This window comes from Amycolatopsis sp. NPDC004169 (genome assembly GCF_040610315.1).
Lineage (GTDB): Bacteria > Actinomycetota > Actinomycetes > Mycobacteriales > Pseudonocardiaceae > Amycolatopsis.
The window spans coordinates 1-15,180 of record NZ_JBEXMD010000053.1; the positions used below are offsets into that span (position 1 = coordinate 1).

A 15,180-nucleotide genomic window follows, 5' to 3' on the forward strand; every position below is an offset into this window, starting at 1 on the left:
CCGCCCCCCCCAACTCCCCGAACGCCCGCGGCCGGGAAAACCCCCCCGCCCCAAACCCCCACAACACCAAGCAAAAACAAACCCCCCCCCCCCCCAACCCACCAACCCCACCCACCCCCCCCCCCCCGGCGCGCCGGCGGGGGGGGCCGCGGGGGGGGGCCGCCCCGGGGGCGCCGCGGGCCGCCGGGGGGGGGCGCCCCCGGGGCCGCCCCGCCTCAGGCCGCCGTCTCGGCGGTGGCGACCAGGACGGCGCGCCCGAGGATGTGGCTCGCCATCTGGAAGCCGAGATAGGCGGGCGTGCCCTGGGGATCGACTTCGATGTGCTCGACGTCGAGGGCGTGCACGACGATGAAGTAGCGGTGCTCGCCGTGTCCGGCGGGCGGGGCCGCGCCGATGAAGCGAGGCGCCCGGGCGTCGTTGGGCAGCTGGAACGCGCCGTCGGGCAGACCCGATCCGGTGTCGTCGCCGGCGCCTTCCTCGAGGCTGGTGACTCCGGCCGGGATGTCGGCGACCGCCCAGTGGGTGAAGCCGCAGCCGGTGGGGGCGTCCGGGTCGTACACGGTGATCGCGTAGCTGCGGGTGCCAGCCGGGGCGCCGTGCCAGGACAGCTGGGGCGAGCGGTCCTGGCCGCCCGGGATCCCGATGATGCCGGACATTTGCGCCGCAGGCAGCGGCTTGCCGTCGGTGACGGTCGTGCTGGTCACGGTGAACGCCGCCGCCTCGGGGAGGCGGGCGAACGGGTCATTGAGGGTCATGTGGGTTCCTGTTCCGCGAAGGTGATCGACCATCGTCTTGATAATCGATTATTCTGCGGATAGTCTACGGTTGCGGCATGGCAGGAAGTCAAGTGAGTGAGGGAAAGCGGATGCTGTCGGAGCAGGTCCACACGCGGCTGCGCGACGCGATCATGCGCGGGGAGCACGCGCCGGGCGCGCCGCTCAAGCCGCAGGAGCTGGCGAAGGCGCACGGCGTGAGCTTGGTCGTCGTCCGCGAGGCGCTGGTGCGCCTGGTCGGGGAGGGACTTGCGGACCGGCTGCCCAACCGGGGGTTCGCGGTGCCGGAGTTCTCCGACCGCCGGTGGCAGGAGCTCGCGCAGGCCCGCTGCGTGGTCGAGCCGGCGATGCTGCGCCTCGCGGTGGCGAACGGTGACCTGGACTGGGAGGCCCGCGTCCGCGCCGCGCATCACCGCCTCGAGCGGACTCCGGTGCTGGACCCCGCCGAAGGCGACTACATGAGCAGCGCCTGGTCCGAAGCTCACCGGCAGTTCCACCGCACCCTGCTGGACGGCTGCGGCAACGCGCCGCTGCTGGACACCTTCGACCGGCTGTGGACCGCGACCGAGCTGGCGCGACGGTGGTCCGGCCGGGCCAACCCGGACCGCGACCACGTCGCCGAACACCGCGAACTGGAGGAAGCGGTGCTGGCCCGCGACGCCGAGCGGGCCGCGACCTGCCTGCACCGCCACCTGTCGAGCACGGCCGAAGCCCTCGAGCCGGCCGACGTCACCGCACGAAGAAAGGAAGCCTGATGAAAGTGGCCAACCTCGCCGGACGGCTGCACCTGATCACCGCGACCGGGGCCGTCGACGTTGCCGACGTCAGCGCCGGCCGGTTCGACCCGGACCCGGCCCGCATCTACCGCCGGTGGCGGGAATTCGTGGCCTGGGAACGGGAAACGGCGCTGCCGCGGGGACGGACGTTCGATCCGGCCGAGCTCGGGCCGCCGACACCGGAGCCGTCGCAGCTGGTCGCGATCGGGCTCAACTACCGCGAGCACGCCGCGGAAACCGGGGTGCCAGTTCCCGAGGGGCTGCCGCCGGTGTTCCTGAAGTTCCGGTCGTCGCTGTCGGGTCCGTACACGACAGTCCGCCTGCCGGAAGGCGACATCGACTGGGAGGTCGAACTCGCCGTCGTCATCGGCGCCACCGCGGACCGGGTCAGCGAGTCCGACGCGGCCGAGGTCGTCGCCGGGTACACCGTCGCCCAGGACCTTTCCGAGCGGATCCTGCAGATGAGCGGCCCGGCGCCCCAGTTCGGCCTGGCCAAGTCCCACCCCGGGTTCACCCCGCTCGGCCCGTGGCTCGTCACCCCGGACGAGATTCCCGATCCGGCGGACCTGCGGCTGAGCACCCTGGTCAACGGCGAACCGGTCCAGGACAGCTCGACCCGGGACCTCCTGGTCCCGGTCCCGGCCCTGATCGCCGGGATTTCGCACGTGGCGACGTTGTACCCCGGCGACGTCATCCTGACCGGGACGCCCTCGGGCGTCGGCATGGGCCGCACGCCGGCCCGCTACCTCTCACCCGGCGACACCGTCGTCACGCGCATCGAGCACATCGGCTCTCTGTGGCAGCACTTCGTCGCTGCCTGACGTTTCAAACAAAATCCGTGCGAAAGCAACTGTAACCCTCCTCACTGTTGATTAGTTGTGAGCTAACGCCTTAAGGTCATAACCATGACGAACGCAGCGAACACCGCCGAGATCACCTCCGCCCGCGTCTGGTTCATCACCGGCGCCTCCTCCGGCATCGGCCGCGAACTGGCCGGCCAGGCCCTTGCCGCCGGTGAGTCGGTCGTCGCCGTCGCCCGCGACGCCGCCAAGCTCGACGACCTCGGCCCCGCCGAACGGCTGCTGACCATCAGCGCCGACGTCCGCGACGAAACCGCGGTCCAGCAGGCGGTCGAGCAGGCCGTCACCCGGTTCGGCCGGATCGACGTCCTGGCCAACAACGCCGGCTACGGCGTCTTCGGCGCCGTCGAGGAAGCCACCGACGCTCAGGCCCGGGCTCTGTTCGACACCAACGTCTTCGGCGTGCTGAACGTGCTGCGCGCGGCCCTGCCGGTCCTGCGCGCCCAGCGGTCCGGGCACATCCTGCAGGGCTCCTCGATCTTCGGGCAGACCGCCGCGCCCGGCTTCGGCATGCTCGCCGCCAGCAAGTACGCCGTCGAAGGACTGTCCGACGCGCTCGCCCTGGAGGTCGCGCCGCTGGGCATCAAGGTGACCCTGGTCCAGCCCGGCCCGACCGCCACGGCCTTCGGCGCCAACGTCGATCCGGCCCAGGGTGCGCACACCGACTACGACGCCACCGTCCGCGCGCCGCAGGGCGACACCCCCGCCTCCGCCGCGGGCAAGGTCGCCGAGGGTATCCGCGCGGCGGTCGCCGACCCGAACCCGCCGCGGCGCCTCGCGCTCGGTGTCCTGAGCGCCGGCGCGATGCGCGACGCTCTCACCGCGCGGCTGGCCGACCTCGACGCCTGGGCCGGCGTCAGCGAGAAGGTCGACGCGTGAGCACCCGGCTGCCGCTGTCGCCCACGCCGACGCCGATCGAGCCCGCGCCCCGCCTCGCCCGCGCACTCGGGCTGGGACCGGACGCTCTCTGGCTCAAGCGCGACGACCTGCTCGGCCTGGGCGGCGGCGGCAACAAGGTCCGCAAGCTCGAATGGACCGTCGGGGACGCGGTCGCCGCCGGGGCTGACACCCTGGTGACCACCGGTGCGCCGCAGAGCAACCACGCCCGCCTCACCGCGGCGGCCGCGGCGAAGGCCGGCCTGTCCGCGATCCTGGTTTTCCCAGGCAGGCCCGGAGAATCCGCCTCCGGGAACCTCGTTCTCGACGGTCTTTTCGGCGCGCGGGTCGCGTGGGCTGGTGACGTCGACGACGCCGGCTTGGCCGCCACCGCGCGCGAGATCGCCACTTCACTGCCGGCGGCCGCGCTGATCCCGTTCGGCGGATCGAGCGTGCTGGGCGCCCGCGGGTACGTCGAGGGCGGCCGGGAGTTGCACGCTCAGCTACCGGATCTCGACACCGTCGTGGTGGCAGTCGGTTCGGGCGGGACGATGGCCGGCCTGGTCGCGGCGCTCGGACCGGAGCACGTGCTCGGTGTCCACAGTGGAGCCGTCGACGACCCGCGTGCCGTGGTCGCGGATCTGGTCGCCGGGCTCACCGGCCAGGAGCTGGACCCCGGCGTGCTGCGGATCCGCGCCGACCAGGTCGGGGCCGGCTACGGGAGCCAGACCGACGCCGTCGCCGAGGCGATGGTGACCGCGGCGCGCACCGAAGGCATCGTCCTCGACCCCGTCTACACCGGACGGGCGATGGCGGGCCTGGCCGCCGCCGTCGCGGATGGCACCGTCCACTCCGGACAGCGCACGGTCTTCCTGCACACCGGTGGCCTGCCGGGCCTGTTCGGCCACGACGTCGCCGTCGCACGCGCGGAAGCGCTGCTCGAGATCTTCGATCGCGGTTAGCTGCGCGTAGCGTCTCCGCTCTTCTGTCGGCTTCGAGACGCGCGGAGGTTGACGACATTGCCGCACGTCTTCGGGTCGTGCCAGACCCGCCTGCCGTTGCGGGACGTGTCGTAGAACGCGGCACCGCACGGCGTGTTGGCGCACGTCCTGAACCGGGCCAGGCGATCGGTCTGCCCGGCCAGCAGCAGCTCGAGGCAGACCAGGGACAGCAGTCCGCCGGCCGTGTCCTGCCGGGCTTCGTAGGCGACGGTGCCGCTCACAGGTCGCACGAGGATCTGCGCCGGTAGCTCGGGACCTTCGGTGGCGGGGTCGGTAACCCAGGCGTGCAGGTGATCTCGATACCGCCGCAGATCGCGGAGATCCTTGCCGGTCAAGGAAATCATGGGCGTGGGCCGGCCGGTCTGCCGGGACCACGTGTCCAGTGCGCTCTTCAGCCACGCCGATGCCGTGCTCGTTTCGGCGAGCAGGTCGGGAAAGCCGTGCCCGCTGGTGACGTGCAGCGCCCGGGTGTTGAGGAGGTCCTGGACCAGGCACAGCCCGGCCGGCGCGGCCGGCAGCCCGAACCGGGACGTGCTTCCGATGTCGGCGGAGGGAGACATGGCTCTCATCCTAGACATCGAACTGACATAGTCAAAACCAGTTGAACCATGTCACGATGACGGTGTCAGCAACTCCCGAACTTCGGAGCACGCCATGTCCACATCCTTGTCCGGCACCGTCGCGCTGGTCACCGGCGCCAGCAGCGGCATCGGCGCCGCCACTGCGATTTCCCTCGCCCGCGAGGGCGCCGCCGTCGGGCTGGTCGCCCGCCGCAAGGACCGCCTCGACGAGGTGGCCGAGCTCGTCCGCAACGCCGGCGGCACCGCGCTGGTCGTCGACGCCGACATCACCCGCGCCGAGCAGGCCGCAGCGGCCGTGCACCAGGTCAGCGACCACTTCGGCCGGCTGGACATCCTGGTCAACAACGCCGGGATGATGCTGCTGGGACCCATCGAAGACGCGCCGCTGGACGAGTGGGACCGCATGGTCGCCATCAACGTCCAGGGCCTGCTCTACGTGACCCACGCGGCCCTGCCTCACCTGCTCAAGGCCGCCGAAGGCCCCCGCGCGACAGCCGACGTCATCAACGTCAGCTCGGTCGCCGGCCGCCAGGCCCGCCGAGGCATGGGCGTCTACAACCTCACCAAGCACGGGGTTGGCGCGTTCAGCGAGTCGCTGCGCCAGGAGGTCAGCGAACGCCACGTGCGGGTGTCGCTGGTCGAACCGGGACCGGTCAGCACGGAGTTGTTTTCGCACATTCGCCCCGACGTGCTGCAGCAGTCCAAGGGTTCTTTCGGGGCCAACGCGCAGATCCTGCTTCCCGAAGACATCGCCGAGACGATCACGTTCCTGGTGACCCGGCCCGCCCGCGTCGTCGTCAACGAGGTCCTCGTACGCCCGGACGCGTCTCTGTGACCGTGGCCGGCTACCCGCGCGGACCTGCACGTGTCGGGCTCGGCGCTGCAGTTTGCGGTGGTGGCCGGCTATACGTTCAGCTACGCGGTGCGGATCACTCAAGACCGTCCCCGGACCGCAGGAAACCCCTCCGACCTGCCGGAACGGCGTGATCGAGGGGGTTCTGCGAGAGAGTGGAGCCAAGGGGACTCGAACCCCTGACCCCCTCACTGCCAGGTGCCCCAGTGAAATTGGTGAGAGGGCTGGGCCGCGCGCGTCTCGAACATCCGGCGCATCGGGCAGGCGACGTCGGCTTGGATCCAGCCGAACAGGATGAGCCCGGGCTGTCGTGCGGACCAGCTTCGAGGGCGACCTTGACTGACGAGCTCGTCACGAGTCGAGCGGTCGGAGGCAGCCACTGACATTCGGAGGGCGGTTCGGCCGTACTGCGCGGCCGCGCGCACTCGACGGTTGTCCTATCCTCGCTCCGTGGTCGCCAAGTCGAATTCGGTCGTGACGGTGCTGCGTGCGGAGATCATCGCCGGCACGATCCCTGCCGGAACGCGCCTGAAGGAAGAAGCCATCGCCGGCCGCTTCGGCGTCTCCCGGGTACCCATCCGGGAAGCCCTGCTGCAACTGGAGAGCGAAGGGTTCGTCACCACCGAGAAGTACAAGGGCGCGACCGTCTCCGCCCGCTCGCAGCACGACGTCGTCGAGCTGATGCAGATCCGGCGTGGCCTGGAGGTCCTCGCCGCCTCGCTTGCGGCCGAGGCCCGCGGCGGCGACCAGGCCGACGCTCTGCGGGAGGTCGTGGCGCGCGGCCGCCAGGCGGGCGAGGACGGCGCCGTGGCCGACCTCCCGCCGCTGATCATGGAGTTTCACGAGGTGGTCGCCCGCGCGTCGGGCAACGCCGAGCTCGCCCGCATGCTCGACGAGCTGCTGCGCCGGATCTCGTGGGGTTTCGAGCTCGAGATCGAGGACCGCATCGACACCTCGTGGGCCGACCACGCCGCGATCGCCACCGCGATCCTCGGCGGCTCCCCGGTGCAGGCGGGCTACCTGATGGGTGAGCACATCCTGAAGGACGAGCTCATCTACCGGCGGCAGGCAGCCACAGCATCCTGATTCGTATACAAACAGCCTCCCCGGTTCAGGCTGTTCACGTGTTTGACATGGGCAGTAACGCGTCGGCAACACTTCTCGTATACAAAACAGGGGTTCGTTGCTTGGCTGTCTCTCCCGACGGGAGCCCCGCCCATGACCTCGGCCCACACCCCGGAGCGCACCGCCTCCGGCACCCTCGCCCTCCACCTCGACCGCATCGGCTTCACCCGTGCCCAGTTCTGGGTGCTCATGCTCATCCTCGCCGGAATGTTCTTCGACACCCTCGAACAGAACTCCGTCGGCGCGATGGGCGCGAACCTCAAGGCCGCGCTCGGGATTACCGACACGCAGCTGACCGCGGTCAACACCGCCACCGTGATCGGCGGGCTCGTCGGCAGGCTCGCCGGCGGGTGGCTCGCCGACCGGTACGGCCGCCGCGCGGCGCTGTCGCTGAACCTGCTGCTCTACACCCTCGGCGGGCTGCTCAGCGCCCTCGCCGTGAACTACGAGATGATGCTGGCCAGCCGTTTCGTCGTCGGCATCGGGCTGGGCGGCGAGTTCACCATCGGCATCGCCATGCTCGCCGAGATGGTCGCCACCCGCCACCGTGGCGCGCTGGTCGCGACGCTCAACATCGGCTCCGGCGGCGTCGGCAACTTCCTGTCCTACGGCCTGTTCTTCCTGCTCCTCGGCCCGCTCGCCCCGGCACTCGGCGGCGACCACCTCGTGTGGCGCTGGACGTTCCTGTTCCTCGCGCTCCCGGCGCTGCTGGTCATCCTCTACCGGCGCCGTCTCCCGGAGACCCCTCGGTTCCTGCTCTCCCAGGGCCGCGTCGAGGACGCCAACCGGTCGCTGGCCATCCTGGCGTCGGGCTCCCTCAAGTCGTCGCCGGCGACCGCGACCGGCGGGCCGCTGACGGCGGCGGACATCCCCGCCCGTCAGCTCAAGTCCTCCCCGGCGGCCGTGTTCGCCCGCGCCGTCCTGCCCCGCACGCTCTCGATCGGCGCCGCGTCCTGGATGGCCTTCGGAGCGCAGGTCACGCTCAACTTCCTGATGCCGACCCTGCTCGTGGAGCGTGGTTACTCCATTTCGGACAGCCTGCTGTTCACCATGATCATGAACGTCGGCTCGCTGCTGGGTGCCTGCGCCGCGGCGTGGCTGGCCGGCCGGGTCGGCAGGCGCGGCGTGGTGGGCGGTGCGGGCGCGCTCGGGTGTGCCACCGCGGCCGCGTTCGCGGCCTTCGGGGACTCGACGGCCCTGATCCTCGTCCTCGGCGCTCTCTTCCAGTTCTTCACGATGATCACCAACACGACGCTCGCGGTCTGGTCGCCGGAGCTGTATCCGACCTCGATCCGCGCGACCGGCACCTCGATCGTCAACGGCATCGGCAACATCGCCGGCGCGGTTATGCCGTTCCTCGCCGTCGCCCTCTTCGGCGCGTTCGGCCTCGCCGGAGTGTTCGGCATGGCCGCGGCCATGTACGCCCTGCTCGTCCTGGCCTCGCGGTTCGCTCCCGAGACCCGCGCCCGGACGCTGGAACAGATCAACGAAGACGCCTGACCGCGAAAACGGAGGACCCCTTGGAAACCTTGCGCATTTCCGCGACCGCCAACGGTCTCAACTACTTGCCCGAGTACCTCGCCGACACGACCGGCCTGTTTCACGACGCGGGTCTGTCGGTGACCGCCCGCGCGTGCGACCCGTGGACCGGTGTCCTGGACGACCTCGCCGCCGGCGACGCCGACCTCGCGCTCGGCGGACTCTGGGTGCCCGGCATGTACGCCGGCAGCACCCGCGCGTTGACCGTGGTCTGCCAGCTCAACCACCAGGCGCCGAAAGCGATCGTGCACCGCGGCGCCCCGGACGCCCTCACCCTGGGCGACCTCGCGGGAAAGGTCGTCCTCGCGCCCGGCATCGGGGGCAGCGCGCCCTACGCGGTCACCGCCGGGCTGATCCGGGAGGCGGGCGCCGACCCCGGCGAGGTCACCTTCGTCCGGGACCTCTCGACACCGATGCTGGTCGAGCTGTTCGGCGCCGGACTCGGCGACGCGATCATCCTGGACCTGGTCTCGGCGCTCGAGCTCGAAGCCACCGGTCAAGGACGGATCGTGTTCCGCAACCTCGACGAGGGCGGGATCATGCCCAACAGCGTCTACTACTGCCGCACCGACCGCGTCGACGAGCTGCGCGACCGCTTCACCCGATTCGTCGCCTGCATCGACGCGGCGATGACGCGCCTTCCCGCCACCCCGGCGGCGACGATCGACGGCATCCTCACGGCGCGCTGGCCGGGCAAGGACCTCGCGATTCTCCGCGAGGCCACCCGGCAGATGACCGCGAGCGCGGTCTGGGAGACCGTCGCGATCGACCCCGCGGGCAGCGACCGGTGGATGCGGATGCTCGCAGAAAGCGCCATGCTCACACACATCCCCGCCTACGACGAACTGGCCGACGACAGCTTCATGAAGGCCTACCGGTGACCTTCGCACTCCACGACGACGCTCTGGCCGAGCACGTCGACCTCGGCGACCTGATCGACGCCGTCCGGGACGCGCACACCGACCTCGCCCTCGGACGAGCCGAACAACCGGTCCCGGCGATCAGCCCCACGGCGGGCGCCACCATCGTGCTGCCGATGGTGGCGACCTCCCACCGCCTCGGACTGACCGTCGTCAAGGTCCTCACCGACGCGCCCGGCAACTCCGACGGCCCGGCCCAGCAGTCCACCCTGCTCGTGCTGGACTCCCGGACCGGCACCCGGCTGGCCGTCCTGAACGGCGGGACGTGCACCCGGATGCGGACGGCCGCCGCCAGCGCCGTCGCCACGGACGCGTTGGCCCGCACCGACTCCCGGGTCCTCGGCCTCGTCGGCGCCGGACCGCTCGCGGTCGAGCACGTCGCCGCCATCCGTGCGGTCCGGGCGATCGACGAAGTCGTCGTCTGGTCGCGTTCGCCGGCCCGCGTCGCCGAGTTCCGCCGCACGCTGCGACGCCGGGAACACACCGACGGCGTCCCGACCCTCGACGTGACCGCCGCCCCGGGACCACGCCTGGTGGTCGAGGCGGCCGACGTGCTCTGCACCCTGACGCCGTCACGCATCCCCGTCGTCGAGGGCGCGTGGTTCCGGCCGGGGTTGCACGTCAACGCGGTCGGCGCACCACCCCGGCCCGACCACCGCGAGATCGACTCCACCGGAATGGCCCGCGCGACGGTCTTCGTCGACAGCACCGCCGTCCAGCTGCAGAAATCGGGCGAAGCGCTGCTGTCCATGCGGGACGGTGCGACCACCGAGGACGATTTCCGGCGCGAGCTCGGCGCGGTACTGGCCGGGCTGACACCGGGGCGGACCGAAAGCGAACAGATCACGTTGTTCAACTCGGTCGGTATCGCCCTGCAGGACCTCGCCTTCGCCGCGCTCGCCCTGCAGGCCGGTAGTTGTCGAGTCAAGTGAGACAGGTTGTGTTGCTGGTTGTCGTTCGACGTGCGTGGGCGGGAACGGGACCGGATGCCCCGGAGATCGACAAGGAGTTCCGCCACCATCGCGCCACCACGATCGGGTGGATCGTGTGCGGCTGCCTGCCGTTGCGGTTGATGGCGTCATCGAGGAAATCCTTCGCCACGACCGCAGCACCGATACGAGTTCGTATTCACGACGCCGAGCGGGACGTGGCTGTGGCGCTCGACATTCCTCCGCCGGGTCTTCCGCCCCGCGGTCGACGGCAGCGACGCCCCCGGGACGAAGGCGGGCTGCGCGGCGGTCCGGCCCGGGTTGACCTTCCACGGGCTGCGGCACAGTCACAAGACCTGGCTGATGGCCGGCGGTGCCCCAGGAGATTGCCCAGGCCCGCCGGCTCGGGCACCACCTGGACAACCGGGTGATCGAGACCTACTCCCACATCGCTCCGGAGGTCGAGCAGCGGCTGCTCGATGACCTCGAGCGCCGCTGGCACACCGCGACTCCACTTCCGCCGACGCCGTCACCGAGTGTGGCCGACAGTAGGCGGGTGGCGCCGGTTGTCCCCCTCTTCGCCACGGTGGGGGTCACCCGTCGACCGAGCCGGGGAGCAGGGGGAACACCGCACCGACGCTGCAACGGGGATGGGGCAGTGCTCCAGTTTTGCCCCACCAGGGGCACAAGATCACGCCGCAAGCCGATCACCGAAGATCGGAGCCGGGAACGCAGAAAACCCCTCCGACCAGCCACAACGGCTGAAACGAAGGGGTTCCTTGCGATGTGGAGCTAAGGGGACTCGAACCCCTGACCCCCTCACTGCCAGTGAGGTGCGCTACCAGCTGCGCCATAGCCCCGAGGCGAAGGTGAACTCCGCATCTCGTATGCCCATACAGTACACCCCGCCCAGACCCCCTTGACGCGGGGGTCCCCACAACCCCGCCTCGCGATCCACAACGTCCTGACCAGCACATTCACACCTTATTTTTAGTCGTGTATTGACTCCTCCCTGTGGCCGCCGTTACATTTTGCGCGGTTGTGACGCCGAGGTCCCCGCCCGTTACGCCGCGTCTCCAACACCGGGCACACCTCTCGATGACGCCGCGTGCGCGGCAGAGGAGGCTTCGATGACGAGACGGCGGGTGATCACGCTGCTCGCGGCAGCGTCGGTCCTGGTCGGAAGCATGACAACGACGACGGCTCAAGCCGCCGTAACCCCGGACGGGTGGTACACCGTTGCCGCCGTCAACAGTGGCAAGTGCGTCGATGCGAAGGGCGCCGGGACCGCCGACGGGACCGTTGTCCAGCAGTACACCTGCAACCAGACCGCTTCGCAGCAGTGGCAGTTCCAGGCCACCGGCGACGGCTACTTCCGGATCAACGCCCGCGCCAATCCGGCCGCGACCTGGGACGTCAAGGACGTCTCCACCGCCGATGGCGGCCAGCTCCAGCTCTGGACCTACGGGGGCGGCGCCAACCAGCAGTGGCAGGCCGTCGACGAAGGCGGCGGCCGGTACCACTTCGTCAGCCGCAACAGCGGGAAGTGCCTCGACGTGCCCGGTGCCTCGACCGCAGATGTGCAGCTCCAGCAGTACACCTGCAACGGCACCGCCGCCCAGTCCTTCATGCTGACCCCCGTGAACACCAGCCAGCCGGGACAGCCCGACTTCGGCCCGAACGTGGTGGTCTTCGACCCGTCCATGCCGAGCTCGACCATCCAGAGCCGGCTCGACAGCATCTTCGCCCAGCAGGAACGCAACCAGTTCGGCAGCCAGCGCTACGCCGTCATGTTCAAGCCGGGCACCTACGCCAACGACGTCAACGTCGGCTTCTACACCCAGGTCCTCGGCCTCGGCCTGACCCCCGACGCCGTGAACGTCAACGGCGCCGTGCACGTCGAGGCCGACTGGTTCCCGCCGCAGAACGCCACCCAGAACTTCTGGCGGGGCGCGGAAAACCTGTCCGTGACCCCGAACTCCGGCGCCGACCGCTGGGCCGTCAGCCAGGCCGCGCCCTACCGCCGCATGCACGTCCGCGGTGACCTGCAGCTCGACGACGGCGGCTGGGCCAGCGGCGGCTGGATCTCCGACTCGAAGATCGACGGCCAGGTCCGCTCCGGCTCGCAGCAGCAGTGGATCTCGCGCAACTCGCAGTTCGGCAGCTGGAACGGCTCGAACTGGAACATGGTCTTCGCGGGTGTCCAGGGCGCCCCGGCGAACACCTTCCCGTCGCCGCCCTACACCACCGTCGGCCAGACGCCGGTCGTGCGCGAGAAGCCGTTCCTCTACGTCGACGGCAGCGGCAACTACCAGGTCTTCGTCCCCGGCCTCAGGACCAACGCGTCCGGCACGACCTGGGCGAACGGCACCGCGCCGGGCACGTCCGTCCCGATCGGCCAGTTCTACATCGCCAAGCCCGGCGCCACCGCCGCGGACATGAACGCCGCCCTCGCCGCTGGCAAGAACCTGCTGGTCACGCCCGGTGTCTACCACCTGAACCAGACGCTGCGCGTCACCCGTCCGGACACCGTCGTGCTCGGCCTCGGCATCGCCACGCTGATCCCGGACAACGGCATCACCGCGATGACCGTCGACGACGTCGACGGCGTCAAGGTCGCCGGCCTGCTGATCGACGCGGGCACGACCAGCTCGAACACTCTGATGCAGGTCGGCCCGGCCGGCTCGAGCGCGAACCACGCGGCCGACCCGACGTCGCTGCACGACGTGTTCTTCCGGATCGGCGGTGCCGCCGTCGGGAAGGCGACGAACAGCCTGGTCGTCAACAGCAGCAACGTGATCGGCGACCACATGTGGATCTGGCGCGCCGACCACGCCGACCGCAACGAGTACGTCGGCTGGACCACCAACACCGCCGACACCGGCCTGATCGTCAACGGCAACGACGTCACGATGTACGGCCTCTTCGTCGAGCACTACCAGAAGACGCAGGTGGTCTGGAACGGCAACGGCGGCCGGACCTACTTCTTCCAGAACGAGATGCCCTACGACGTCCCGAACCAGTCGAGCTGGATGAACGGCTCCACCCAGGGCTTCTCCGCCTACAAGGTGAGCCCGAACGTCACCAGTCACGAAGCGTGGGGGCTGGGCAGCTACTGCTACTTCAGCACCAACCCGTCCGTGGCGAGCGCGCACGCGTACGAGGCGCCGAACACACCGGGTGTCCGGTTCCACGACATGGTGACCGTGTCGCTCAACTACCAGGGCACGATCACGCACGTGATCAACAACACGGGCCCGGCCACGCCGTCCGGGACCAAGGCCGTCAACCTGGTGAGCTACCCCTGAGCAACCGGCGTGCGCCGTGGTGGCGGCCGCGGCGCACGCCGGTCCTATTCGAGTACACCGAACGGGGTGTTCCGGGAGCCGGACGGGGTAACTGCCTCAATACTGAGAGCCCCAATCCGATCCAGGAGCGGCAGATGACCTCTTTCGCAGCGTTCACCGTCGTCGAACCCCGCAAAGCGTGGCCGCTGGTGGCCGTCCGCGGTGTGTTCGCCGTGCTCTTCGGGCTCTTCGCGCTGATCTGGCCCGGTGCCACCGTCCTCGTCCTGGCGATCCTGTACGGCGTGTACGCGATCGTCGACGGCATCGGCGGCCTGATGCAGGCGTTCCGTCCGGGTGACACCGGCCACCGGGTGGCCTACGGCGTCCTCGGCGCGCTCGGCATCGTCGCCGGGATCCTCGTCCTGGTCTGGCCCGGCATCACCGTCCTGCTGCTGGCCCTGCTGGTCGGCTTCTGGGCGATCATCACCGGGATCGCCGAAATCGCCGCGGCGGTCCGGCTGCGCAAGCAGATCGAGGGCGAGGCGTTTCTCATCGCGGCCGGCGCGATCTCCGTGCTCGCCGGCATCCTGATCGTGATCAACCCGATCGCCGGCGCGTACGGCATCGCGCTGCTCGTCGGGATCTACGCCCTGCTCTACGGGATCATGCTGCTCGTGCTGGCCTTCCGGCTGCGGAAACTGGGCGGCACCACCCCGGCCGCCTGAGTACCGTGCGGGGGTGTCGACCCGCGAACTGGTGGTGCTGGGCACCGCTTCCCAGGTGCCAACGCGCCACCGCAACCAGAACGGCTACCTGCTGCGCTGGGACGGCGAAGGCATCCTCTTCGACCCCGGCGAGGGCACCCAGCGCCAGATGCTGCGGGCCGGTGTGGCCGCCACGGACGTCACGCGGATCTGCGTGACGCACTTCCACGGCGACCACACCCTCGGCCTGCCCGGCGTGATCCAGCGGCTGTCGCTGGACAAGGTCAGCCACCCGGTGCACGCCCACTTCCCGGCGTCCGGCGCGCACTACTTCGAGCGGATGCGGCACGCGACGGCCTTCTACGAGCAGGCCGACCTGCAGGAACACCCGATCGCCGGTGACGGCCCGATCGCCACCGGCAAGCTCACCCTCGAGGCGATGCGCCTGAGCCACCCCGTCGAGGCGTTCGGCTACCGGCTGACCGAGCCGGACGGCCGCACGATGCGCCCGGAAAGGCTGCGGGAGCGCGGCATCGCGGGCCCGGACGTCGGCCGGCTCCAGCGGGAGGGGCGCCTGGGGAGCACGGCACTCGAAGACGTCAGCGAGCCGCGGCCCGGCCAGCGGTTCGCGTTCGTGATGGACACCCGGCTGTGCGACGCGGTGTACGCCCTCAGCGAAAACGCCGACACGCTCGTGATCGAGTCGACGTTCCTGGCCGAGGACACCTCCCTGGCAAGGGACTTCGGCCACCTGACCGCCCAGCAGGCCGCGCGCGTCGCCGCCGAGTCCGGCGTCCGCCAGCTCGTGCTGACCCACTTCTCGCAGCGCTACCCCGATCCGAACCGGTTCGCGGAAGAGGCACGGGCCGAGTTCGACGGCGAAATCGTCGTGGCGCAGGACCTGGAGCGGGTCCAGGTGCCGAAACGGCGGTCCTCCCCAACCGGGCGGTGAGCGC

14 protein-coding genes and 1 tRNA gene are annotated in these 15,180 nt (G+C 70.3%); 12 read left to right on the plus strand and 3 right to left on the minus strand.

The window, feature by feature from the left end:
• Positions 1-215 precede the first annotated feature (215 nt).
• Positions 216-755, minus strand: a complete 540-nt coding sequence (locus ABZX11_RS42245) for a YbhB/YbcL family Raf kinase inhibitor-like protein (protein ID WP_354924116.1) — start codon at positions 753-755, stop codon at positions 216-218.
• A gap of 110 nt (positions 756-865) precedes the next feature.
• On the opposite strand from ABZX11_RS42245, the gene ABZX11_RS42250 reads away from it, so the two are divergent.
• The 4 genes from ABZX11_RS42250 to ABZX11_RS42265 all read left to right on the plus strand — a co-directional run bounded on the left by ABZX11_RS42250 (position 866) and on the right by ABZX11_RS42265 (position 4,247).
• Positions 866-1,528 (plus strand): GntR family transcriptional regulator, encoded by a 663-nt coding sequence (locus tag ABZX11_RS42250; protein ID WP_354924200.1) that lies wholly within the window; start codon positions 866-868, stop codon positions 1,526-1,528.
• Positions 1,528-2,370 (plus strand): fumarylacetoacetate hydrolase family protein, encoded by an 843-nt coding sequence (locus tag ABZX11_RS42255; protein ID WP_354924118.1) that lies wholly within the window; start codon positions 1,528-1,530, stop codon positions 2,368-2,370. Before ABZX11_RS42250 ends, ABZX11_RS42255 begins: the two co-directional genes overlap by 1 nt.
• An 84-nt stretch (positions 2,371-2,454) precedes the next feature.
• Entirely contained in the window at positions 2,455-3,288 is an 834-nt protein-coding gene (locus ABZX11_RS42260) for an SDR family NAD(P)-dependent oxidoreductase (protein WP_354924120.1), read from the plus strand.
• Positions 3,285-4,247, plus strand: a complete 963-nt coding sequence (locus ABZX11_RS42265) for a pyridoxal-phosphate dependent enzyme (RefSeq protein WP_354924122.1) — start codon at positions 3,285-3,287, stop codon at positions 4,245-4,247. Before ABZX11_RS42260 ends, ABZX11_RS42265 begins: the two co-directional genes overlap by 4 nt.
• Here the strand turns inward: ABZX11_RS42265 and ABZX11_RS42270 are convergent.
• Positions 4,244-4,846, minus strand: a complete 603-nt coding sequence (locus tag ABZX11_RS42270; protein ID WP_354924124.1) for a CGNR zinc finger domain-containing protein — start codon at positions 4,844-4,846, stop codon at positions 4,244-4,246. The genes ABZX11_RS42265 and ABZX11_RS42270 overlap by 4 nt on opposite strands.
• Before the next feature lie 94 nt (positions 4,847-4,940).
• Here ABZX11_RS42270 and ABZX11_RS42275 point away from each other — a divergent pair, with 94 nt between their 5' ends.
• The 5 genes from ABZX11_RS42275 to ABZX11_RS42295 all read left to right on the plus strand — a co-directional run bounded on the left by ABZX11_RS42275 (position 4,941) and on the right by ABZX11_RS42295 (position 10,236).
• Positions 4,941-5,702: an SDR family NAD(P)-dependent oxidoreductase gene (locus ABZX11_RS42275; RefSeq protein WP_354924126.1), complete on the plus strand. Its 762-nt coding sequence runs from the start codon at positions 4,941-4,943 to the stop codon at positions 5,700-5,702.
• 468 nt (positions 5,703-6,170) lie between these two features.
• Positions 6,171-6,806, plus strand: coding sequence for a GntR family transcriptional regulator (locus ABZX11_RS42280; RefSeq protein WP_354924128.1), 636 nt, complete (start codon positions 6,171-6,173; stop codon positions 6,804-6,806).
• 132 nt (positions 6,807-6,938) lie between these two features.
• On the plus strand, positions 6,939-8,345 hold the full coding sequence (locus tag ABZX11_RS42285) for an MFS transporter (protein WP_354924130.1): 1,407 nt from the start codon (positions 6,939-6,941) through the stop codon (positions 8,343-8,345).
• 20 nt (positions 8,346-8,365) lie between these two features.
• Positions 8,366-9,265, plus strand: a complete 900-nt coding sequence (locus ABZX11_RS42290; RefSeq protein WP_354924132.1) for an ABC transporter substrate-binding protein — start codon at positions 8,366-8,368, stop codon at positions 9,263-9,265.
• Positions 9,262-10,236, plus strand: coding sequence for a hypothetical protein (locus ABZX11_RS42295; RefSeq protein WP_354924134.1), 975 nt, complete (start codon positions 9,262-9,264; stop codon positions 10,234-10,236). Before ABZX11_RS42290 ends, ABZX11_RS42295 begins: the two co-directional genes overlap by 4 nt.
• A gap of 784 nt (positions 10,237-11,020) precedes the next feature.
• Here ABZX11_RS42295 and ABZX11_RS42300 read toward each other — a convergent pair.
• Positions 11,021-11,093, minus strand: a tRNA-Ala gene (locus tag ABZX11_RS42300).
• A gap of 270 nt (positions 11,094-11,363) precedes the next feature.
• Between ABZX11_RS42300 and ABZX11_RS42305 the strand changes: the two genes are divergently transcribed.
• The 3 genes from ABZX11_RS42305 (at position 11,364) to ABZX11_RS42315 (ending at position 15,176) form a co-directional block, all read left to right on the plus strand.
• Positions 11,364-13,541 (plus strand): RICIN domain-containing protein, encoded by a 2,178-nt coding sequence (locus tag ABZX11_RS42305; RefSeq protein ID WP_354924136.1) that lies wholly within the window; start codon positions 11,364-11,366, stop codon positions 13,539-13,541.
• A 134-nt stretch (positions 13,542-13,675) separates the two neighbouring features.
• A complete protein-coding gene (locus ABZX11_RS42310; protein WP_176172590.1) occupies positions 13,676-14,245 on the plus strand; it encodes an HdeD family acid-resistance protein in 570 nt (189 codons plus the stop codon).
• A 13-nt stretch (positions 14,246-14,258) separates the two neighbouring features.
• The gene (locus tag ABZX11_RS42315) at positions 14,259-15,176 is read left to right on the plus strand and encodes a ribonuclease Z (protein WP_354924138.1); all 918 of its coding nucleotides are present in this window, start codon (positions 14,259-14,261) and stop codon (positions 15,174-15,176) included.
• Positions 15,177-15,180 lie beyond the last annotated feature (4 nt).